The following is a 23776-nucleotide window of genomic DNA, read 5'->3' as shown; positions in this document are numbered from 1 at the left end:
CGATCTCGTAGCGGTTCCAGCGCAGCAGACGCAGGCCGCTGGGGAAATCCTGGGCTTCCGGCCCGGCGCTGCGATCGCGATCGAGGAGACACAGCCCGTGCAGGGTAGGAAAGGCCATGCCTAACGCCGAAAAATGTCGCTTGGCTTCCCCCAGTTCACCGGCCCCACCCATCGCAACGATGTAAGGGAACTCGAAAAAGCGCATTGCGGGATGTCCGAGCACACTGGCCCTCTCGCAGTAGTCGGGCGTCTGAATCGTCTTCCAGATAGAGCACCGCCCACGTGATCGGCTCGCAGCAGGTCGGTGCTTGACAGCCGGTGTAGGGCCGACCGCAAGTCCTGAACCTGCCGACGGGTTTGCAGCCGGTGGGGTTTCTTGAAGAATGAGAGAATACCGGTCGGTTCCGTGTCATCCAGCAACGCCTCGGCATGCGTGGCGACAATGAGTTGGCAACGGCGCTGGGATGCCACTGCGCGCAGGCGACCGAAAACCTCGCGCTGAAGGATGAAGTGGAGATGCGCATCCGGTTCATCCAGCAGCAGGATCGTAGCTGGTTGGACGTAGAAGAAGGCTAACAGTAACAAGACCTGGTGGAAGCCGCTGCCCGCGCTGGCGATATCGAGTTTGGGGGCGGGTGCGTCCCCCTTAGTTCGCGGACGATACTCACAGACGATATAGGCTTGCCGGGTGGCCGAGTAGATCGGCGGCAGCAGTGTGTAACCAAACAGATCCTCGATGTCCTTGACCAGCGCCATCCACGGTTTTTCGTCCGCTTGCCGCCACAGATCCCACAGCAGATTGCGCACGATCTCACCGGGTCGCCCTTGTCCGATCAAGCGATCCCGCATACCTGGGTCTCTAAATGGCTCTTCGGTTTCCAACCCAGAAAAGGGCGGGATGTGGACCACCCTTATCTGCCTGGCTTCGGCTGGAATCAGCGGACTGGGGCCATCTGGATTGGAGGGATCAACTGGTCGCGCGTAAGCGAGCTTTCGATTAGCATAGAGAAACTCGATCGCCAGCACCCAGTCTTCTCCAGATACGCCCCTTCCCTTCACCGCAATGACAATGGGGCGCGCCTTCGAGGTTTGCTTGCCTTCTCCAGTGCGATGAGCATCAGCCGTGCGGCGATTGCGCCAAAGCAGATTCATCTCACGGACGGGCACGGCGGTGAACTCGTCCACGGTCAGGTATGATCTCGTAGCGGTTCCAGCCAGCAGGCGCAGGCCGCTGGGGAAACCATGGCTTTGTGGGCCAGGTTCCAGGCAGCAAGCGCCCGTGCAGGGAAAGGCCATGCCTAACGCCGAAAAATGTCGCTTGGCTTCCCCAGTTCACCGCACACCCATCGCAAGATGTAAGTCAATGACCTCATCCGCCTCGAAGCGTTTGAAATGGCTGATGCGAACTTCCTGGATCATGGTTCCACCTCCACTGTGAGCGCCCTGGTCGCCGCGGAGACGTTGCATTGCAACGTCTCAACATGCCAATCACCTGCCTGCGGCCGGGTGAGTCAGGCAAATTATACCCCACAGCCTATGTTGCGGCAAAGCGGCGATTTCCGTGCCGCAGTGCATCCCCTGCACCGGGCTTGATCGAGCAGGCGAAAGCGGCTATAATGGCGCCTGTGACCGAAAGCGCAGGAGGCTTGAAACGGGGGGGGGCGAAGCAGGGCGCATGTCGTACAGTAAACGAAGGGACAGGCCAACCATCGGGGTCGTGGCCGGCTGGCAATACTACTGGACGGCTACGCCGCTCAGCTATCTGAACCCGATTTACCGCGGCGTCCGTCAGGCGGCAGCGGACCTGGGCTGCAACCTCCTGTTGGGCTGCGGCATGGGCGCGTCGGCCGCGTCGTCCGATCCTCTCTGCCCCGCCTGGCCGTTCCCGTCCTCTGACAATGACTTCGTTCCCATCGGCCCCTGGAACACCGATGGACTCATCGTCATCAATCCGCTGCACACGAAGGCGCGCTCGGCCGATCTGCAGGCCGTGATCGCGGCCGGCCATCCGGTCATCTTTGTTGCGGCCGGCGAAGAAGGCCCAACCATTGCCGCGGATAACGCGGCGGGCATTCGCGAAGCCGTCCAGCACTTCATTGAACACAGTACACACAACACACACGGTCATCGGCGCATCGCCTTCATTGCCTTCATTGCCGGCAGTCCAGAGGACATGGCGGGCGACACCGGCGCGCGGCTGCGGGCCTATCGGTTGGCGCTCGATGAGTTCGGGCTGACCGGCGACGAACGTCTCGTGGCCTACGGCCGGCACATTTTCAGCGGCGGTCACGCGGCGATGCAGCAAATCCTGGCAACCGGCGCGCCGTTCACGGCCGTCCTGGCCAGCAATGATGAATCTGCGTTGGGCGCCATGCAGGCGCTGGCCGAGATCGGAATTCGAGTGCCGCAGGATGTCGCCGTCATCGGCTTCGATGATCGGCCGGAGAGCGCAGTGCAGAAACCCGCGCTGACCAGCGTGGCCGTGTCGTTGTTCGAGATGGGCTACCAGGCGGTGACGCAGGTCCTTCGTCAGTGTCAGGGCGAGCCGCCGCCTGCTGAGCCGGTCAAGGTAGCCACCCATCTCGTGCTGCGGGAATCGTGCGGTTGCAGCAGCAGGGACGCGGCGCCCCGGCGCACGATCGCCGTGGAGCCGGAGCAACTCCAACTGGCGCGGCGGCGCCTGGTGGAGGCTTTCATGGCCAGTGTCGAGCGGGATGATCCCGCGGTGCTGCGCGAGGCCGTGGACGCGATCCTGCAGCAGGTCGCACAAGGGTGGGACGATGCGGCGATCTGGCAGACCGCTCTTTCTGTTGTGAACGATGATCTGCCTGATCTGGCAGCGCGCTGGCAACGCGGAGACGTTGCGCACGCCCGGCTGGAAGAGGCCCGCGGCCTCATCGCGGCCAGCACCTGGCGGCGGCACCGGCAAATCATGGTGGAACAGCGTTGGATTGCTGACCGCGTCGGCGTCCTGACCGCGGACCTGCAGGCTGCGCTCGATGAGTCGCAGATTTATGATGCGCTGGCGCGCCACCTGCCTGGAATGGGGATCGAATTTGCCGCGGTGGCGCTGTTCGAGCCTGAGGGTGACGATCTGGTGGCCTGGTGTCAACTGCGCACCATCAAACCGCCCGGCCAGGCCGTCGTTCGTTCCCCCTGCCGGCAGTTCCCGCCCGCAGACATGCTCCCTGCCGACCGGCCGTTCAGCCTGGCGCTGGTGCCGTTGGTCAATCCGCGCGGCCGCCTGGGCTTTGTGGCCTTCGACGCCCATCAGCTCGACCTTTACGGCGCGATCGTCCAGCAACTGGCGGCTGCGCTCAACACCGCGCAGTTGTATCGCGAGGCCACCGAGGGTCGTCGCCTGGCCGAGGAAGCAAACCGGATGAAGAGCCGCTTCCTCTCGACCGTCAGCCATGAACTGCGCACGCCTCTCAACCTGATCGTTGGCCTGGGCGAAATCCTGCTGCGCGACAGCGATCAGGGCGTGTCGCCGCTGCCGTTGACGGCACGTAACGATATCGAGCGCCTGAACGCCAATGCCCAGCACCTGGGCCGCCTGATCGGGGACGTGCTGGACCTGGCCAGCAGCGACGCGGGGCAACTGCGGCTGACCAATCAGTTTGTAGACTTGGGACAGGTCCTGCACACCGTGACGGAGACCGGCCGCCGGCTGGCGGCGGACAAAGGGCTGGGCTGGCGCGCCGCGCTGCCGGCGTCGGGGCCGTGGGTCTGGGGCGACCGCACGCGCCTGGCACAGGTGGCGCTGAACCTGATCAGCAATGCCATCAAATTTACGGCGCGTGGCGAAGTCTGCCTGACGTTGGAGGCCGATGGTCGGTCCGTCACGGTCAGCGTGCGCGACACGGGGTTGGGCATTGCTCTGGAGGAGCAGGGCGCGATCTTCACTGACTTCCGCCGGTCGGAGCGCAGCATCATCCGCGGCTACGGCGGTCTGGGGCTGGGGCTAACGATCTGCCGGCGCCTGATCGAGCTGCATGGCGGCGCGATCAGCGTGCATTCGACCGGTCAGGAAGGGGCCGGCTCGACCTTCTACTTCACCCTGCCCACCGTCGAGCCGCCGACGGTGCAGGCCTCGCTCCCAACGCCGGCGATAATGGCGGGTGAGGGGGGCGTGCTGGTGCTCACGGCATCGCCAGATTCGAGCGAGCGCCTGCGCAGGCATCTGCAGCAGCGGGGGTTCGAGGTGCAGATGGCGCTGCTGGACCAACCGGCGAGCTGGCAGTCCCAAATTCTGACGGCGCTGCCGACTGCTGTAGTGCTGGATGTGACCAGCGGGTCGGATCAGGCCTGGCATGTGTTGAAGATGCTCAAGGCCGGCGCAAGCACGCGCGGGATTCCGGTGCTGTTCTACGCGCTGGCGCAGGACAGCGGCGCGGTGCTGGAACTGGACTACCTCACCAAGCCCATCGAACTGGCCGAGCTGACACGCGCACTCGATCAGCATTGGCTGCCGCCAGACAATCCATCCGCCGCCGAATCGCAGCGCGCGTTCCTGGTGGTTGATGACGACACGGACACGCTGGAGATGCATGCGCGCATCGTCCAACGGCATTCGGCTTCGCATCGGGTATACAAGGCGCATAACGGACTCGAGGCGCTGGACATCCTGCGGCGCGAACGCGTTGACCTGGTGCTGCTCGATCTGATGATGCCGGAGATGGACGGTTTCGCCGTGCTGGAGGCGATGCGTGACCGCGAAGCCACGGCCGCCATTCCCGTGATCGTGGTCACCGGTCAAACGCTGACCGAGTCGGAAATGGCCCGGCTGAACATTGGGGTGACGAGCGTGCTGAGCAAGGGGGTGTTCAACCTCAAAGAAACGCTGGCCCACCTGGACGCCGCGCTGACGCGCCGGCGTGCGTTGAGCGGCGAAGCGCAGCGGCTGGTGCGCCAGGCCATGGCCTATCTCCAGGAACACTACGCGGAGCCGATTTCGCGCCAGGACATTGCAGATCACGTCGGCCTGAGCGATGACTATCTCACCAGTTGCTTCCACAAAGAATTGGGGCTGACGCCAGTGGTATACCTCAACCGCTACCGTGTGCAGCAGGCCAGGCAGCTCCTGAAGCACACCCACAAGAGCATCACCGAGATTGCGCTGGACGTGGGCTTTTCCAACAGCAGCTATTTCAGCCGCATCTTCCGCCGCGAGACCGGCCGGTCACCTGAGGCGTATCGGCCTAGGTACTGCTGGGGGAGTGCAGCCGTAGAGACGTTGCAATGCAACGTCTGCGCCCCTGCGGGTGGGATCATTGACTTGATCCCACCCGCAGGGGCGGTTTGTTTTTTTCTACTTCTCGGAAAAATGCGCATTCTGCACGCTTTTGGGCAAGCCCGCGCGTGCCAAACTGAGTAGACTGATGTTCAGTCAGAGTTGGTCAGTGATGGAAGCGGCGCCGACATGCCGTGCAAAAGGGCACGCCTGGCGCTCGCCGCTCGTTTTGATCAACCCCCGGTCAGCCACATTCAGAAAGAGAAGCATTCAGAAAGAGAAGCATTCAGAAGGAGAAGATCGTAATGTCCAAGAAAATCCTAACCCTCGTTAGCATGATCCTCGTGCTAACCACACTGTTGACGGCGTGCGGCGGTGCAGCCACACCGGCGCCTGCCACGACCCAGGCTCCCACCGAGCCGACGAAGGCTCCCGAAGCCGCCAATGTCACCCTCAAAGTTCTTGTCCACCAGAACCCTCCCATGGTGGATTTCATGAACGCCTTCAACGAGAAGTTCCACGCCAAGTATCCCAACATCACCATTGACATGTCGGTGGTGAATGCCAATGACCTGAGCACGGTCACCCAGACCCGCCTGGCTGCCAACGATGTGGATGTCGTGGACATGTTCGGCTTTGCCAATGCGTCCCAGGCCTACATGAAGAACGTGACACCGCCCAACTGGCAGACCCTGATTGAAGCTGGCCTGTTGATGGACCTGACCGACCAGCCGTTCGTCAAGAACTACGATGCGTCGGCGATCAAGGATGCCGGTTCTTACAACGGCAAGGTTTATGAAGTCAACCTCGGCCGCGTTTCCTACAGCGGCATCTACTACAACAAGGACATGTTCACCGCGAATAACGTCAAAGTCCCCACGACGTGGGGTGAGCTTGTGACGGCCTGCGAGACGTTCAAGAAGGCGAATGTTCCCTGCATGACCGCCGGCGGTAAAGACGGCTGGCCCATCTTCGTGGGCGCGTACGGCCTGATCGGCGCCATTTATCCCGACCAGGCGGCCCTGGTCGAAGGCCTGTGGACCGGCAAGATCAAATGGAACGACGCCAAGTCCCTCGATATGTGGACGAAGATGAAGACTTACACCCAGGACATGATGGAAACTGGCGCCAGCGGCATTGCGGGCGATGCGGCGCCTGGCCGCTTTGCCTCGGGTGCGGTCGCCATGTTCCCAGGCGGCACCTGGTATGCCTCTGCCATTGACACGGCGCAGCCGACCTTCAAGTGGGGCTATATCCCGTTCCCTGGCAGCGATAACGCCGACGATAATAAGTACCTGTTCGGAAAGTATGATCAGGGTTGGGCCATTGCCGCCAATACCGCTAACAAGGACGCCTCCTTGAAATACCTGACCGAGTTCTCTGACTCGGCGAACTACCAGGCCTTTGCCAACGCGGTTGGCTTCATCCCCACCCAGCCAAGCGCCACCCTGAATACGCAGATCGGCACGGAAGTCGCACCCTATCTCGCCAACTTCCGCGTCGGTTACGAGCAGTACTGGACCGCACCGAAGGGCGCTGGTCAATATGCCAACCCGTATGCTTCGTACTTCAAGCCGTTCGGCACCTATGACAACCCCCAAGAACTCGCTGACAAGGTGCAAGCAGACCTTCAATCCGGGTTAGACGCGAACCAGTAGCCAACTGCCTGTTGTCCCATGTAGGCTTCTCGCCCCTGGGGCGAGAAGCCTACCCTGTAACATTCAGAACCGAGGCATACTATGGTCAACTATCACTTCGGTCGCGGCCGGGCCAGATGGACACCCTACCTCCTGCTTCTGCCAGGAATCCTTTTTTACGTGCTTATTAGCCTGGGGCCATCCCTTGCCACCGCCGCGTACTCGTTTACCGATGCGACCGGCATCAAAGGGGCTCCGATCCACTGGGTTGGGCTGGCAAACTTCAAAGAGTTCCTCTTCATGGGCCAGGCGTCGCGCGACAACTATGACGCCCTGGGCCGGACGCTGCTGTTTTGTTTCTTTGTGACCAGCATCCAATTTGTACTTGGCCTGGTCGTTGCGCTTCTCGTCAATCAGCGGTTGAAGGGCGTCAATTTCTTCCGCACGCTCTACTTTCTGCCTGTGATCCTGGGCGCAGTGATCCAGGGCTTGATCTGGTCGCTCTTCCTCTACCCACTGGGTGGCCCCGCTGCCAGACTGCTGGCATCGCTCGGTCTACATTCTGAATTCTTTGGTGGGCAGCCCAGCGAAGCCTTCGCCTGGGTCATCGCCGTGCAAATCTGGGCCAACCTGGGCACCACGATGATGATCTTCATCTCCGGTCTGCAGACCATCCCGGAAGAGCTGTACGAGGCGGCTCGCATTGATGGCGCCAGCTCATGGCGGGTCTTCAAAGAGGTCGTGTGGCCCTTGTTGACGCCGGTTGTCAACACCAATCTGCTCCTGAATATCATCGGCTCGCTGCAGGCGTGGCAGCTATTCCTGGTCCTCCTCGGTTACCGAAACGGGACCCAAGTCCTGGGCTATCTGATTTTCGCCCAGGGTTTCGGTCAGACATCGGGGAGCACCTCAAGCGCATTCCGGCAAGGCTATGCCGCGGCCGCTTCGATCGTTCTGTTCTTCCTGGTTTTGGTCATCGGCATGACTGTGCAGACTATTCTGCGGCGTAGAGAAGAGAGGATACTGGGATGAACATCATGACCGCCAAACCTGCGTCCAAGCAGACGTTCAAATCGAGTCGCACTGACTGGGGGCGCATCGGCGCGTATGCGGCCCTGGTGTTCTTTGCCATCATCTACCTCGGCCCCTTGCTCATGCTAATCAACACGTCCTTGAAGACTCTGCCGGAGTTCATGAAGAATGCGACCTCGCTTTCCACTTCATTTAACTTCAAGAACTTCGCCGACGCATGGACCAAGGCCAGCTTCCCTCGCTACCTGACGAATACGCTGATCTATACGCTGTCTGCCACGACTATCTACATCGCTACAGCGGTCTTCGTTGCGTTCCCAATCTCGCGCGGTTATGTCAAAGGGTCCAAGCTCCTGCTCACCCTGTTCGTGATCGCTCTGTTCTTGCCCGTGGCGTTGATCCCTCAGTTTCAGTTGATGTTGAGCGTCGGGCTGTACAACAATCCTATCGGGTACATCATGCTGTTCCTGGTCAACCCGATCGGGATCGTCATCCTGGTCAACTACATCAAGACCCTGCCTAAGGAACTGGATGAGGCGGCTGCCATAGATGGCTGCAGCTACTTCCGTTTCGTGACCACGGTGGTCTTTCCCCTGATTCAGCCCGCGGTCGCGACGGTCGCCGTGCTGCACGCCATCGGCATCTGGAACGAGCTGATCCTGCCGACGATCTATCTGACCAACAAGAACTACTATCCCATCACACGCGGCCTGATCGTGTTCCAGGGCGTCTACGGCAGCAACTGGCCCACGCTGGCGGCCGCCGTGCTGATCATGACGCTGCCAATGGTGATCATCTTCCTGGTGCTGCAGCGCTACATCGTGTCGGGCTTGACGCAGGGCGCGGTCAAGGGCTGAGCGGATCGCATCGGATGCGAGCCACTGGAGACGGAAGCTCGATCATGACTTCTCAGAAATGGACGCTCGCCTGGCATGATGAATTCGATGGCCCGGCAATAGATCGTACTCGCTGGCACGTCGAAGATCGCTACACGGGCGAGAGCAATGCCGAAATGGAGATCTACACCGATCGGCCCGAGAACATCCGCCTCCAAAACGGCATACTGGTCATCGAAGCACGGCAGGAAACCTACGCGGGTTTCCACTACACGTCCGGTCGCCTGACAACCAAGGGTCTATGCTCCTGGACCTACGGTCGTTTCGAGGCTCGCATCAAGATTCCATTGGGGCAAGGCTTGTGGCCGGCTTTTTGGCTGCTAGGCGACAACATCTCGCACAGGGGTTGGCCAGCGTGCGGCGAGATTGACATCATGGAGAACATCGGCCGGACGCCGGCTGCTGCGCGGGGCACAATCCACGGGCCGGGCTACAGTGGCGACGATGGGATATGGTCAGATTACATCCTGGCGGAAGGCCGGTTCGCAGACGATTTTCACATCTTCGCGATCGAGTGGGAACCGGGCCAGGTCCGCTGGTATGTGGATGGCAACCTCTTTAGTACGCGCAGGCCGCAGGATGTCGGCGGAGAATGGGTGTTCGAGCATCCATTCTTCATCATCCTGAATCTGGCAGTGGGCGGTTACTGGCCAGGCTATCCAGATGAGACCACGGTCTTTCCACAAAGGTTGTTCGTGGACTACGTGCGGGTCTTTCAGCGATGAAATGTAACTGCTCAGCCAGGCACAGTGAGAATGGTCTCGATAACGCCCGGAGTGCCCCCTGAGCAGTTACGATGAAATCGGGTATCGGAGGGGGATGATGATGAGGACGACGCACATATTGCGCCCACTGCTGCTTGCCACTGCCCTGGCTGTGATTCTGACGGCCTGCGGCGGCGCGACCCCCATTCCGGCGCCGCCGGGCATGGCGCTGATCTGGCACGATGAATTCGAGGGCAATGCGATTGACAAGGCGAACTGGACCTACGACCTCGGCGGCGGCGGCTGGGGCAACGGCGAGGCGGAGTTCTACAGCGCCCGGCCGGAAAACGCCCGCCTCGAAAACGGGCTGCTGTTGATCGAAGCCCGGCAGGAGAAATACGAAGGCTCCTACTACACCTCAGCGCGGCTGAAAACCCAGGGGCTGCAGGAATTCCAGTATGGCCGGATCGAGGCGCGCATCAAGGTGCCCAGCGGCGCGGGGCTGTGGCCGGCGTTCTGGATGCTGGGCGCAAATTTCACCGGCTCGAACTGGCCCGATTGCGGCGAGATTGACATCATGGAGTACGTCGGCCGCGAGCCTGACCTGGTCATTGGCACCGCACATGGGCCGGGCTACTCCGGCGCCTTGGGGATGAGCCAGTGGAACCGCCAAAAATACAACATCGCCGACGACTTCCACACCTTCGCCATCGAGTGGCAGGCCGACCAGATTGATTGGTATTACGATGGCGCTAAGTATTACACGCTCACTCGCGCCGATGTCGGCGACCGGAAATGGGTCTTCGACCAGCCCTTCTTCATCATCCTCAACCTGGCCGTGGGCGGCACCCTGGGTGGCGTCATCGGTCTCGACACCGCCTTCCCCGCGCAGTTGCAAGTGGACTACGTACGCGTATTCCAGGCTTCGACCCCATAAACCCCGTCGTTACGTTTGAAAGCAGGAACCGAATAGGAACCGAAAATGAAAAATCAAAGATGGCTCATTGTTGTTTTGCTCATCGCAGGCATTGTGTCACAATTCGCAATGCATTCGTCATTCGCTGCCCCGACAACTGCCGCGGGACAGCCAGCCTCGGTCAGCTGGTCGCCCATCACGTTCGATGACCCGGCGATCACCTACACACTCACGGACTTCGGCGGCACCAGTTCGAGCGTGGTCCTCGATCCCGCGGGCGGCGCCAACAAGGTAGCGAAGATCATCAAGACGCTGGCTGCCGAGTTGTGGGCCGGCACCACGATCTCAACCGGGCCGAACTTCTCGGTGCCTCAAATCCCGTTCTCGGCAACGGATACGATCATGACCATGCGCGTCTGGGCGCCGGCCGCCGGCATCCCGATCCGGCTGAAGGTGGAAGACGCGGCCGACCCGACCAAGAGCTGCGAAACCGAGGCGGTCACCACGGTGGCCAATGCCTGGGAGACCCTGACCTTCAACTTCGCCAACCAGGCCCCCGGCACAGCGGCCCTGAACCTGGCGTACACCTACAACAAGGTATCGGTGTTTCCCAACTTCGGCTTGACCGGCGCCCAGATCGGCGCTGACACGACCTACTACTTCGACGACCTGACCTTCGCGGCGTCAACACCCACGACGCCGACGCCGACGCCTCCACCGGCCAGCTGGTCGCCCATCACGTTCGATGACCCGGCGATCACCTACACGCTGACGGACTTCGGCGGCACCAGTTCGAGCGTGGTCCTCGATCCCGCGGGCGGCGCCAACAAGGTAGCGAAGATCATCAAGACGCTGGCTGCCGAGTTGTGGGCCGGCACCACGATCTCGACCGGGCCGAACTTCTCGGTGCCTCAAATTCCGTTCTCGGCGACGGCCACGACCATGACGATGCGCGTCTGGGCGCCGGCCGCCGGCATCCCGATCCGGCTGAAGGTGGAAGACGCGGCCGACCCGACCAAGAGCTGCGAAACCGAGGCGGTCACCACGGTGGCCAATGCCTGGGAGACCCTGACCTTCAACTTCGCCAACCAGGCCCCCGGCACAGCGGCCCTGAACCTGGCGTACACCTACAACAAGGTATCGGTGTTCCCCAACTTCGGTTTGACCGGCGCCCAGATCGGCGCTGACACGACCTACTACTTCGACGACCTAACCTTCGCGGCGTCAACACCCACGACGCCGACGCCCACGCCGCCGACGCCTCCACCGGCCAGCTGGTCGCCCATCACGTTCGATGACCCGGCGATCACCTACACGCTGACGGACTTCGGCGGCACCAGTTCGAGCGTGGTCCTCGATCCCGCGGGCGGCGCCAACAAGGTAGCGAAGATCATCAAGACGCTGGCTGCCGAGCTGTGGGCCGGCACCACGATCTCGACCGGGCCGAACTTCTCGGTGCCTCAAATCCCGTTTTCGGCGACGGCCACGACCATGACGATGCGCGTCTGGGCGCCGGCCGCGGGCATCCCGATCCGGCTGAAGGTGGAAGACGCGGCCGACCCGACGAAGAGCTGCGAAACCGAGGCGATCACCACGGTGGCTAATGCCTGGGAGACCCTGACTTTCAACTTCGCCAACCAGGCCCCCGGCACAGCGGCCCTGAACCTGGCGTACACCTACAACAAGGTATCGGTGTTCCCCAACTTCGGTTTGACCGGCGCCCAGATCGGCGCTGACACGACCTACTACTTCGACGATCTGACCTTCGCAGGGTCAACACCCACGACGCCGACGCCTACGCCGACGCCGACGCCTCCACCGGCCAGCTGGTCGCCCATCACGTTCGATGACCCGGCGATCACCTACACGCTGACAGACTTCGGCGGCACCAGTTCGAGCGTGGTCCTCGATCCCGCGGGCGGCGCCAACAAGGTAGCGAAGATCATCAAGACGCTGGCTGCCGAGTTGTGGGCCGGCACCACGATCTCGACCGGGCCGAACTTCTCGGTGCCTCAAATCCCGTTTTCGGCGACGGCCACGACCATGACGATGCGCGTCTGGGCGCCGGCCGCGGGCATCCCGATTCGGCTGAAGGTGGAAGACGCGGCCGACCCGACGAGGAGCTGCGAAACCGAGGCGGTCACGACACTGGCCAATGCCTGGGAGACCCTGACCTTCAACTTCGCCAACCCGGCCCCCGGCACAGCGGCCCTGAACCTGGCATACACCTACAACAAGGTATCGGTGTTCCCCAACTTCGGTTTGACCGGCGCCCAGATCGGCGCTGACACGACCTACTACTTCGACGACCTGACCTTCGGCAGCAACAATGTCCCGCCCGTCAACGGCAAATCGGTCATTGTAGATGACTTCGAGGATGGGCTGCTGCCGTCCGGCACTGACCCCAACGGAATCGGCGTCGGCTTCATCACCTGGAACCACCCCGCGGCCAGCGCGGCCATTACGATTACGGACAGTCCGCCCGCGCCGGTGCCAGGAGCCGTGGCCGGCAACAAGGTGCTGCGCGAGGCGCTGACCATCGGCGGCGGGCAGTGGGCCGGCTACACGCACGCGTTCACCAATGCCGCGGCCAATCAGTGGCTCACCCAGGACTGGAGCACGTACGAAGGCGTGAGCCTGTGGCTCTACGGCAACAACACCGGCGGCGCGCTGTTCGTGGATGTCATGGACAACCGCAACCCCGGCTCGACGACCGACGACGCCGAGCGCTGGAGCGCTGATATTCCCGACGACTTCGCGGGCTGGCGCTTCTTCCAGTTCGCCTGGGGCGACTTCCACCGCAAGGATATTGGCAACGGCGCGCCCAACGACGGCTTTGGCCGCACCGAGATTCACGGCTACGCCATCGGCGGCTACGGCTCGGTCCCCATGGGCGCCCAGGTCTACTACGTGGACGATGTCGGCGTGATCGTACGCACCACGGCCATTGATGACTTCGAGGATGGGCTGCTGCCGTCCGGCACGGACCCCAACGGAATCGGCGTCGGCTTCATCACCTGGAACCACCCCGCGGCCAGCGCGGCCATTACGATTACGGACAGTCCGCCCGCGCCGGTGCCAGGGGCCGTGGCCGGCAACAAGGTGCTGCGCGAGGCGCTGACCATCGGCGGCGGGCAGTGGGCCGGCTACACGCACGCGTTCACCAATGCCGCGGCCAATCAGTGGCTCACCCAGGACTGGAGCACCTACGAAGGGTTGTGCCTGTGGCTCTACGGCAACAACACCGGCGGCACGCTGTTCGTGGATGTCATGGACAACCGCAACCCCGGCTCGACGACCGACGACGCCGAGCGCTGGAGCGCTGATATTCCCGACGACTTCGCGGGCTGGCGCTTCTTCCAGTTCGCCTGGGGCGACTTCCACCGCAAGGACATCGGCAACGGCGCGCCCAACGACGGCTTTGGCCGCACCGAGATTCACGGCTACGCCATCGGCGGCTACGGCTCGGTCCCCATGGGCGCCCAGGTCTACTACGTGGATGATGTGACGATCTTCGGCAACACCGGCAGCGCCGCGGCGCCTCTGCAGGCGCAGTTCGGCCTGACGACCTACGAAGCAGCAGAAGGCGCGGCAGCCGTTATCAACATAACGCTCAGCGTGCCGCCGACTCAAACCGTCACAGTAACCTACCGCACGGCCGAGGCCTACGCCCGGCCCGACCGCAACTTCGTGCCGATCAGCGGCACGGTTACTTTTGCTCCCGGCGACACCGAGAAAACCTTTACCGTGCAAACCCTCGATGACGGCAAACCCTCCGGCGACCAGCAGGTCATGCTGAATCTCACCAGCGTCACCAACGCCGACTTTGGGTACCGGCGCCGTGCGCTGCTCACCATCACCGATACCGATGCCGCCAATCCAGCCATGGTGGACGACTTCGAGGGGCATCACCCCTTCCAGTCCGATGGCCGCGTCAGGCTGACGATCAGAGATATCCCCGCGGGCAGCCCGCTGGCCTTGCCTGGCCAGGGGCCGTATGAGCAAGTGCTGAAGATCAGCGTGCCCGCCCCACTTGAGGCGACCAACACGGCCAGCATCACCCGCACCTTTGCCGCCGGCCAGAACTGGAGCGGCTTCGGCAACCTCGCATTCTGGTTCTACGGCGCCGACAGCGGCGTCCCGGTCAAGGTACACCTGCTGGACAACCAGGCGCCGACCCTGCCGCCGCCCAGCCAATGGGTGATGGCCTGGAGCGACGAATTCAACGACCCCGCGGGATCGCCGCCCGATGCCAACGCCTGGGGCTACGAGATTGGCGACGGCACCATGAACGGCATTCCGGGTTGGGGCAATAGCGAGGAGGAGTTCTATTCCGACAGCCCCGACAACGTGGCCCTGGACGGCAACGGCAACCTCCGGCTCCGGCTCCTGGCGCTCGATCCCGCCACCACCGACAAGGTCTGCTGGTACGGCCCGTGCAAATACACCTCGGCGCGGCTGCTCACCAAGAATCGCACCGAATTCCGCTATGGCCGCATCGAGGCTCGCGTCCAGGTGCCGCCGGGCGAGTCCGGCCTCTGGCCCGCCTTCTGGAGCCTGGGCACCAACATTGACCAGGTTGGCTGGCCGCAAGCCGGCGAGATTGACATCATGGAGTATGTCAGCCGCGTGCCGACCCAAATCTTCGGTACGATTCATGGTCCAGGCTACTCCGGCGGCAGCGCGTATGGCAATTCCTACGACTTTGGCGCACCCGTCGCGGCCACCTATCACACCTATGCCGTGGAATGGGCGCCCGACGAGATTCACTGGTTCGTGGATGGCATCAACTATCACAACGCCGTCCCGGCCAACGTGGCCCCCAACGAGTGGGTTTTCAACCATCCCTTCTATCTACTGTTCAACCTGGCGATCGGCGGCAACTTCGGCGGCGCGATCTCGCCCAACCTGACCTTCCCGCAGGACATGCTGGTGGACTACGTGCGGGTCTACCAGGCGGCGGACACAGCCGAGCGCTTCGAGGCAACGTTCGTGGACAACAGCGCGGGCTGGCGCTTGGTCAGCCTCCCGTTCTCGACCTTCACGCGCAGCGCGGTGCAGCCAGCCGGCGCACCAAACGACGGCCTGACGCTGACCAACATGACAGGCTATGGTTTCGATCTGCAGGTTGGCCAGAATGCAGCCCCAGACAGCCGCACCTTCCACCTCGACCAGGTGCATCTCACCATCACCGCGCCGACGGCGGTGACCATTGCCGAAGCCAGCGGCAGTCGGACTCAGCCGGCTCCGTGGCAACCCCTGGCGGCCGCGATGACGGTCCTGACGCTGCTTGCCGCAGCCCTCGCCGTGCGGCGACGGCGCCTCGCTTAGATCTTTCGACGCCAGGCGCCGGGCTGCATGTCACCATGCGACCCGGCGTCTGGCTGCCATCCCCTCTTGCAAACCAAATGCCATCTGAAATGCTACCATGATGCACTTGCGACACTTTTGCACGGCCCAGAACACCTCCTACGCGACGTATGTTCTCAGGACTAAGTGAATTCACTCATGAAATCATACCATTTCGATCCTCTCGACCGTTTCGTCATTGAAGACTACGACGCATTTCCCCCGTTTGCCAGTTTCCTGCCGGGTATTGCCGGTCCCCTGGGCATTCCCCTGTGGGCATTCTATGTCAACCGCGGCCAGGCCATCGCCGGTTTCGGCGTCGAGAGCAAAGACACGCCGATCATGGAATTCCAATCGGCGAACAAGGCCTATCAGACCGTGGCGTACACCGGGTTCCGCACGTTTATCAAAGTGGGGGGAAAAGTGGGGGCGGCGGCGGATGGGTTCTACGAACCGTTCTCAGCCGCCGCCCGCCCCGCGTTAGCCCGGCGCATGTTCATCGGCGCCAGCGAGATCGAGCTGGAAGAAACCCATGCCGGCCACGGCTTGCAGGTCAACGTTCGCTACTTCACCCTGCCGGGGGAAAACTTCGCCGCCCTGGTGCGCCAGGCAACGGTGCGCAACACGGCCGGGCGCGCTGTCTCCCTGGAAATCGTGGACGGACTGCCCATCATCATCCCCTACGGGCTTGACGACATGATGCTCAAGCGGATCGGCCGCACGGCCGAGGCCTGGATGGCGGTCTTCAACCTGGAGACTGGCGTCCCCTTCTACCGCGTGCAGGCCAGCGTAGGCGATGAGGCCGAGGTGGAGGCGATCGAGAGGGGCCACTTCTACCTCGCCACCGCCGAGGGAACGGACCCGCCGGGCCTGACGACCATCGTTGACCCGGCCCTCATCTTTGGCGAGAACACCGCCCTCAGCTACCCCGACCATTTTCTGTCACACACGCTGGCCGAGCTGCGGGCCATGCCGCAAACGACCGTTTGCCGGACACCGTGTGGATTTGCCGGCGTATCCACGCGGCTGGCGCCGGGCGAAAGCCTGACCATCAACGCCATCATCGGCCACGTCGCTGATGTACACATCATCAACCAGGCGCGTAGCCGGCTGGCCGATCCGGCCGTCATCGCCGCCAGGCGCGCCGAAGCGTTGGCGCTGATCGCCGCGCTGACCGATCCCATGGCGACACTATCAGGCGACCCACGCTTCGACGCCTACTGCCGCCAGTGCCTGCTGGACAACATCCTGCGCGGCGGTTGGCCGGTGCAATTGGGCGGACACATCTATCATCTGTACGGCCGCCGTCACGGCGACCTGGAGCGCGATTACAACGCGTTCCATCTACCGGCGGAGTTCTATTCGCAGGGCAACGCCAGCTACCGCGATGTCAATCAGAACCGGCGCTGCGACGTGCTGCTCAACCCCGCGGTCGGCGACGCGGAGGTGCTGGCCTTCCTGGGCTTGATCCAGGCCGATGGCTACAACCCACTGACCGTGCTGGGCAGTCGCTTCGTCGTCCCGCCGGAGCGCCAGGCGGCCGTTCTGACCCTGGTTGACCGGCCGGAAGCGCTGCGCCCGCTGCTCACCCGCCCCTTCACGCCCGGCCACCTGCTGAAAGTCGTGCTGGACCAGGGCATCGGTCTGGCTGTGGCGCCCGCGGCTTTTGTCGAAGCGGTCATGGCCCAGGCCGATTGGAGCTTCGAGGCGGAATTTGGGGAAGGGTACTGGATTGATCACTGGTTCTACAACCTCGACCTGCTGGATGCCTACCTGGCGGTCTACCCTGATCGCAAGGATGAACTGCTCTTCAGCAGGACCGTGCCCTACGCCCAAAGTGCAGCCTTCGTGCAGCCGCGCGCGCGCAAGTCTGTGCTCGTAGAGGACGGCAGGGTGCGCCAATACGGGGCAGTGGTACAGGACGACGAAGCAGCGCAATTGATGGCCTCGCGACCGACCGCGCAGCGCCTGCTGCACAGCGCGCAGGGGCAGGGCGAGGTCTTCCGCACGACCGTGTTCGGCAAGCTGCTGGGATTGGCGCTGCTCAAGTTCGCCACGCTCGATCCGTTCGGCATGGGGATCGAAATGGAAGCGGGCAAGCCGGGCTGGTGTGATGCGCTCAACGGCCTGCCCGGCCTGTTCGGTTCGTCCATGTCCGAAACGTACGAACTGCTGCGGCTGCTGGATTTCCTGCTGGCGGCACTGGCCGCGCAGGACGGCGCCGCGATCGAATTTCCCGTGGAGCTTTGCGACCTGCAGCGTGAGGTGACCGCGCAGCTCAGCGCGTATCACGCGGCATCCGACGCCGGGCGTGATTTCCGCTACTGGGACGCTGTGGCGAGCGCGCGCGAAACCTATCGCGCCCGCGTCCGCCTGGGCTTCGATGGGCAGACCGAGACGCTCAGGCCCGCCGACCTGGCGCCGATCCTGCAGACATGGCGCAGCAAGGTGCAGCGCGGGATTGCCCAGGCTGAGGCGCTTACCGACGGCGTGCCGCCCACCTACTTCACCTGCGAAGTTACCGACTACGGGCTGCTCACCGATGCAGAGGGGCAGCCGCAGCGCGACCCGCTCGGCCGTCCCCTGGTGCGCGTCACAGGTTTCGCTCAGCAGGGCCTGCCGCTGTTCCTGGAAGGCGCGGTTCATGCCATGCGGCAGCGGACCGACATCGCCAGCGCCCGCGCCCTGCACCGCCACGTGCGCGAGAGCGCGTTGTTCGACCGCAAGCTGGGCATGGTCAAGACCAATGCGCCGCTGGCTGCCTGCTCGCCGGAGATTGGCCGGCTGCGGGCGTTCACACCGGGCTGGCTGGAGAACGAATCTATCTTCATGCACATGGCTTACAAGTATCTGCTGGCGATGCTGCGGGCGGGCCTGCGCGAGGAGTTCTTCACAGACATGCACCGCAGCCTGGCGCCGTTCCTCGATCCGCACATCTACGGACGCAGCCCGCTGGAGAACTCGTCGTTCATCGTCAGCAGCGCGCATCCCGATGCATCGCTGCATGGTCGCGGCTTCGTCGCCCGCCTGACCGGCGCCGCGGTGGAATTCATGAGCATGTGGTCGCTGATGATGGTTGGGCCGCAGCCGTTCTTCGTGCAGGATGGGGAACTGTGCCTGGTGTTCAAGCCCTCCCTGCCGAATTGGCTCTTCCGGCCGGACGGCCGTCTGACTTTTACTTTCCTGGGACAGTGCGTGGTCACTTATCGCAAGCATCAACCCCTGGCCGACAACGCCCAGGTCACCGTCGTGATCCTGCACATGGCCGATGGCGATCAGCTCAGCCTGCCGGGCAGCCTCATCCCAGCCCCCTACGCCGCCAGGATTCGCAATGGCGAGATTCGGCGGATCGAACTGTGTTTGGACTAGGAGTGGAATGGCAAAAACCATGACCGAAGACATGAAAACCGGCTGGCGTTTTATTGACAATGACGGCGCGTTTCGCCTGGACGCGCCGCACCGGACGAGTTACCTCTACTTTCCGCTGGTCAACGAGGCCGGCATGATGTCGGTGGTCACACCAACGCTGCATGGCGACTGCAAGACGGGGCAGAACAGTTTTCTGACCCTCCCGGTTTCGGTCGAAGATCTGCACAACACCCGTTCGGCGCGCAACTTCTGGGTTCGCATCGCCGGGTATGGGCCGTGGTCCGCCACGGGAAACTCCGCCCGGCAACTGGCAGAGGCGGGGGAGGCGGAAAATCAGGACGTTGCGCTGGAAGCCGGGCTGCTGTGGCACAAGGTCATTCGCGAGAGCCGGGCCGCCGGGCTGCGCGCCGAGGTGACGAACTTCGTTCCGGCCAGTTCCGACCAGGTGGAGTTGATGCAGGTCGTGCTGACCAACACCGGCGACAGACCGCTCACGCTGACCCCCACCGCGGCCGTCCCCATCTACGGCCGCTCGGCCGACAACCTGCGCGATCACCGGCACGTCACTTCGCTGCTGCACCGCATCCGCACCGTCCGCCACGGCGTGACCGTGCAGCCGACCCTCACCTTCGACGAGCGCGGTCACCGGCCCAATACGGTCACCTACGCGGTGCTGGGCGCGGAAGGAGACGGCGCGCCGCCGCGCAGTTTTTTCCCCGTGGTCGAGGATTTCATCGGCGAGGGCGGCAACCTGGAATGGCCCGCGGCCGTGGTGCAGCAAGGCATGACCGGCGCGCCTGCGGGAAGCGCCGTAGACGGCTATGAGGCAATCGGCGCGCTGCGCTTCGCCGATGTCACGCTAAGCCCAGGCGAGTCGCGCGCCTACGTGCTGATCCTGGCCGTGGCGGCCGACGGTTTCAAGCAATCCGGAATCGAGGCTTCAGCCGGTATAAATGAACTGGTCCAACGCTACGGCAGCGCGGCCCGTTTCGCCGAATGGCTTGACCGCACGCGCGCGCACTGGCAGGCGAAGGTGGCGCCATTGGCCTTCCACACCGCCGATCCCCGCTTCGATGGTTGGCTGAAGTGGGTGACGGTGCAGCCGTTCCTGCGCCGGTTGTTCGGCAACTCGTTCGTGCCCTATCACGACTACGGCCGCGGGGGCCGCGGCTGGCGCGATCTCTGGCAGGACTGCCTGGCGCTGCTGATGTTGGAGCCGGAGCCGGTGCATGACCTGCTGTTCAGCAGCTTCGCGGGCGTGCGCATGGACGGCAGCAACGCGACCATCATCGGCAGCCGGCCCGGTGAATTTATGGCCGACCGCAACAACATCCCGCGCGTCTGGATGGATCACGGCGCCTGGCCCTACCTGACGACGCGGCTGTACATTGACCGTAGCGGAGACCTGGGCTTTCTGCTCCAGGAGCAGACCTATTTCAAGGACGCGCACATCAACCGCTGTCAGGCGCACGATGAAGCCTGGTCAGCGGAGCAGGGTACGCTGCTGCGCACGCGGCCGGGCGCAATCGCGCGCGGCAGTGTGCTCGAACACCTGTTGGTGCAGCACCTGACCGCGTTCTTCAACGCGGGCGCGGCCGGCAACATCCTGCTGGAAGGCGCCGACTGGAACGATGGCATGGACATGGCCCGCGAGCGGGGAGAAAGCGTGGCGTTCAGCGCGCTCTACGCGGGCAATCTGGCCGACCTGGGCCAGCTCGTGCTGGCGTTGGGCCGGCTGGGCGTGACCGAGGTGCAACTGGCCGCCGAACTGCTGCCGCTGCTCGACACCCTGGCCGAGCCGGTCAATTACGCCGACGTCACGGCCAGGCAGGATCGCCTGCACCGATATTTCGCAACGTGCAGTCACACCATTTCCGGCGACAAGATCAAGGTCAGACCGGCCGACCTGGGCCGCGACCTGGCCGCCAAAGCCGACTGGCTCACGGCCCACCTGCGCCAGCACGAGTGGGTCACCGACCGCGCCGGGTATGGCTGGTTCAACGGCTACTACGACAACGACGGCCAGCGCGTCGAAGGGGATAGTCCGCACGGTGTGCGCATGACGCTGACCGGGCAGGTCTTCGCGCTGATGGGCGGCATCGCCTCCGATACGCAGGCGCAGGCAATCGTTCGTTCTGCCGACCGCTACCTGTACGAACATCGCCTGGGCGGCTACCGCTTGAACACCGATTTTGGCGGGATGCAGTTCAATCTTGGCCGCTGCTTCGGCTTTGCGTTCGGCCACAAGGAAAACGGCGCCATGTTCAGCCACATGGCGGTGATGTACGCCAACGCGCTCTACCGGCGGGGCCTGGTGCGTGATGGCTTCCGCGTCCTGGACGGCATCTACCAGCACTGCGCCGACTTCGCAACTGCCCGCATTTACCCCGGCCTGCCGGAATACATCAGCGAGCGGGGCCGCGGCCTGTACCCGTGGCTCACCGGCTCGGCAAGCTGGTATCTGCTGACGCTGCTGAATGAGGTGTTTGGCGTGCGAGGCGAGTTGGGCGACCTGGTGCTGGCGCCGAAGCTGGTCGCGGCGCAGTTCGATGAGCGGGGGCAGGCGGCTGTGGCCGCGCAGTTTGCAGGGCGCCAGATCGAAATCGTCTACCACAACCCGCGCCGGCTTGAGTTCGGCGCGTATGCGATTCGACGGATTGCCGCGGATGGCGTTGACCTGCCGGGCGCACGCGTAGATCAAGGTGTCCGCATTGCCAGGGAGGTCATCGCCGCCCTGGGCACGCCGGCAGCGCTGCGTCTCGACATAGAGCTTGATGAAGGGTGACATCTGCAAGCAAGAGCGATAGCAGATGTCATCTGACGAGTATTATACTCCTGATATGACGAAGCGAAATCGTAACTATACAGGCGTCCTGCGCACCGTGGAGGTCAACGGCGTGATGCTTGACGAGGGCGGCGCGGTGATCGGCGTGTTGCTGGATGTTCCCGACGCAGCCAGCGGCCTGGCGCCGGTCATGGTGACGTTGCGCTAAGGTTATGGACGATGATTGAGGTGGGCGTCACGTCTGGGGCTGCAGCGCGGTAATCGGCGTAGTGCTGGATGCGCCAGCAGACGTGCGGGAACGGGTCGGATGTGGTATACTGGCCGTGGAGATGTCGAGCTATGACTGAGTACCCATTCGACTCGCAGCCAAGACTGGACGCAGTGGCTATTCGCGAGGTTCTAGCCGGCTACGCGCTGGCAAACAAGGTGATCGAGACGGAACGCCAGGCAATACTGGCGCAGATGAGCCGCGCGGAGGCGCTGGCAATCTGGCGCGATCTGATGAGAGGCTTCAACGAACGCCCTGAGATGCACCGCAACCTCGACCGGCTTGATCTCTGGCAAGTAGAGGGTCTGATCTCTGTTCGGCGCGCACTCGATCTGATGGCAGAGACTAACAAGGCGCCATGAACGAGCAAGAAGCAGCCGCTTGGGAGATACATCAGTTTTTCCGGACTCTGGGACTACCTTACGCAGTGATCGGGGGCATGGCCGTGCAGTGGTGGGGCGAACCTCGTACGACGCAAGATGTGGATCTCACCATCGTTGCTCCTTTGGATCAGCCATCTAGCGTCATCATTCAACAGGTTCTCGACCGCTTCCCGGCCCGCATCGAAAACGCACTGGAGTTCGCCCGACGCAGCAGGGTCATCTTGATCACGGCCAGCAACGGATGCCCGGTAGACATCAGCATGGGTCTATCGTCGAACGCTTTGAACGCCCCTGGAAGCGTATCCACTCGTCGCTGCGCGACACTCCTGGCGGATGGCGGCGTTCGTAACCCGATTGTCCCTTCGGCGTTTGGATCGCTGGCGAGGGCCACCCAGCCGGCAGTTGCGTCGCCACCGGTGTAATCCGTGTCCAAATCCGCCGGCGCGGGTTCGTTCGGCGGCCGAAAGGTTCCGTCCGCGGTAAGCCTGTAGATTCCCGCTGGGCGTCGGCGTGGGTTCCAACAGAGCCGGTTGTGAAGTCAGGAAGGCAGATCGCGAGGCGCATCCGCCCGATGACGTGCGTCCCTGCGACCTGCCAATGCGGTTACGTTTGGATTTCTGTTGTTTGCAACCAGGAGTTGATCGTAGTACAATCTCCCTACTAATTGTACGTAAGATTTGGATGTCAGGAGACCGATGACGATGACTTCGACGATTTCCCGGACAGATCTGGCGCGGCGCACCCGCCAGGCAATCGAGCAGGCGCAGCGTGGGCAGGCCGTTTTCATTGAAAGCTATGGCGCCGAACAGGTCGCGATCGTAGATGTGTTGGATTATCGTCTCCTACGTGCGGCGGCGACCTTTCGCAGCCAAATGTCGGCGCCGGTCAACAATCCTGATTTACCGCCGGCTGGCCTGACAGAGACAGCGGTGCAGGCGCGGGTCGCGGCGGCAGCCGGCGATGTGCAGGAAGCCTGGAACATGATCATCGCTGCCTATCTCGCTGGCGACATCAGTCTGGGCCGGACAGCCACCTTGCTGAACATGTCGCGTTTCGAGTTGTTGGCGCGCTTCAATCGGTTCGGGTTACCAATGCGCATGGGGGCGTTGAGCATCCATGAGGCGCAGGCGGAATACGAAACCATCCAGGGTAAAAACCGGACTTGAGCCATGCCGATGTTCATTCTGGACACCACGATTCTGAG

General features: G+C 63.0%; 15 protein-coding genes. 13 read left to right on the top strand and 2 right to left on the bottom strand.

Going from position 1 to position 23776, the window contains the following annotated elements; all coding sequences use genetic code 11:
• Positions 1-120 precede the first annotated feature (120 nt).
• Entirely contained in the window at positions 121-1185 is a 1065-nt protein-coding gene (locus tag IPF85_RS18120) for an AAA family ATPase (RefSeq protein WP_343409463.1), read from the bottom strand.
• 147 nt (positions 1186-1332) lie between these two features.
• Positions 1333-1467, bottom strand: coding sequence for a hypothetical protein (locus IPF85_RS18115; protein WP_343409462.1), 135 nt, complete (start codon positions 1465-1467; stop codon positions 1333-1335).
• A 208-nt stretch (positions 1468-1675) separates the two neighbouring features.
• On the opposite strand from IPF85_RS18115, the gene IPF85_RS18110 reads away from it, so the two are divergent.
• From IPF85_RS18110 to IPF85_RS18050, 13 genes are all read left to right on the top strand, one after another.
• Entirely contained in the window at positions 1676-5377 is a 3702-nt protein-coding gene (locus IPF85_RS18110) for a substrate-binding domain-containing protein (RefSeq protein ID WP_343409461.1), read from the top strand.
• A gap of 161 nt (positions 5378-5538) precedes the next feature.
• Positions 5539-6891, top strand: coding sequence for an extracellular solute-binding protein (locus tag IPF85_RS18105; protein WP_343409460.1), 1353 nt, complete (start codon positions 5539-5541; stop codon positions 6889-6891).
• A 159-nt stretch (positions 6892-7050) separates the two neighbouring features.
• Positions 7051-7902, top strand: coding sequence for a sugar ABC transporter permease (locus IPF85_RS18100; protein ID WP_343409459.1), 852 nt, complete (start codon positions 7051-7053; stop codon positions 7900-7902).
• Positions 7899-8759 (top strand): carbohydrate ABC transporter permease, encoded by an 861-nt coding sequence (locus IPF85_RS18095; protein ID WP_343409458.1) that lies wholly within the window; start codon positions 7899-7901, stop codon positions 8757-8759. The genes IPF85_RS18100 and IPF85_RS18095 overlap by 4 nt, the downstream gene beginning before the upstream one ends.
• Before the next feature lie 44 nt (positions 8760-8803).
• Positions 8804-9523: a glycoside hydrolase family 16 protein gene (locus IPF85_RS18090; RefSeq protein WP_343409457.1), complete on the top strand. Its 720-nt coding sequence runs from the start codon at positions 8804-8806 to the stop codon at positions 9521-9523.
• A 118-nt stretch (positions 9524-9641) separates the two neighbouring features.
• On the top strand, positions 9642-10439 hold the full coding sequence (locus tag IPF85_RS18085; RefSeq protein WP_343409456.1) for a glycoside hydrolase family 16 protein: 798 nt from the start codon (positions 9642-9644) through the stop codon (positions 10437-10439).
• A gap of 108 nt (positions 10440-10547) precedes the next feature.
• Positions 10548-15749: a carbohydrate binding domain-containing protein gene (locus tag IPF85_RS18080; protein WP_343409455.1), complete on the top strand. Its 5202-nt coding sequence runs from the start codon at positions 10548-10550 to the stop codon at positions 15747-15749.
• Between the two features lie 177 nt (positions 15750-15926).
• Complete coding sequence (locus IPF85_RS18075) at positions 15927-19136, top strand: cellobiose phosphorylase (protein WP_343409454.1); 3210 nt, start codon at positions 15927-15929, stop codon at positions 19134-19136.
• Between the two features lie 7 nt (positions 19137-19143).
• Entirely contained in the window at positions 19144-21921 is a 2778-nt protein-coding gene (locus tag IPF85_RS18070; protein ID WP_343409453.1) for a cellobiose phosphorylase, read from the top strand.
• A 55-nt stretch (positions 21922-21976) separates the two neighbouring features.
• Positions 21977-22129 (top strand): hypothetical protein, encoded by a 153-nt coding sequence (locus IPF85_RS18065; RefSeq protein WP_343409452.1) that lies wholly within the window; start codon positions 21977-21979, stop codon positions 22127-22129.
• A 131-nt stretch (positions 22130-22260) separates the two neighbouring features.
• Positions 22261-22551, top strand: coding sequence for a hypothetical protein (locus tag IPF85_RS18060; RefSeq protein WP_343409451.1), 291 nt, complete (start codon positions 22261-22263; stop codon positions 22549-22551).
• Positions 22548-22994, top strand: a complete 447-nt coding sequence (locus IPF85_RS18055) for a hypothetical protein (RefSeq protein ID WP_343409450.1) — start codon at positions 22548-22550, stop codon at positions 22992-22994. The genes IPF85_RS18060 and IPF85_RS18055 overlap by 4 nt, the downstream gene beginning before the upstream one ends.
• A 279-nt stretch (positions 22995-23273) precedes the next feature.
• The gene (locus tag IPF85_RS18050) at positions 23274-23738 is read left to right on the top strand and encodes a hypothetical protein (RefSeq protein ID WP_343409449.1); all 465 of its coding nucleotides are present in this window, start codon (positions 23274-23276) and stop codon (positions 23736-23738) included.
• Positions 23739-23776 lie beyond the last annotated feature (38 nt).

It is taken from the genome of Candidatus Amarolinea dominans, assembly GCF_016704685.1.
Taxonomy (GTDB): Bacteria; Chloroflexota; Anaerolineae; order SSC4; family Amarolineaceae; genus Amarolinea; species Amarolinea dominans.
The sequence above is the reverse complement of the archived record's forward strand: the minus strand, read 5'-3'. Positions and strand labels throughout refer to the sequence as shown.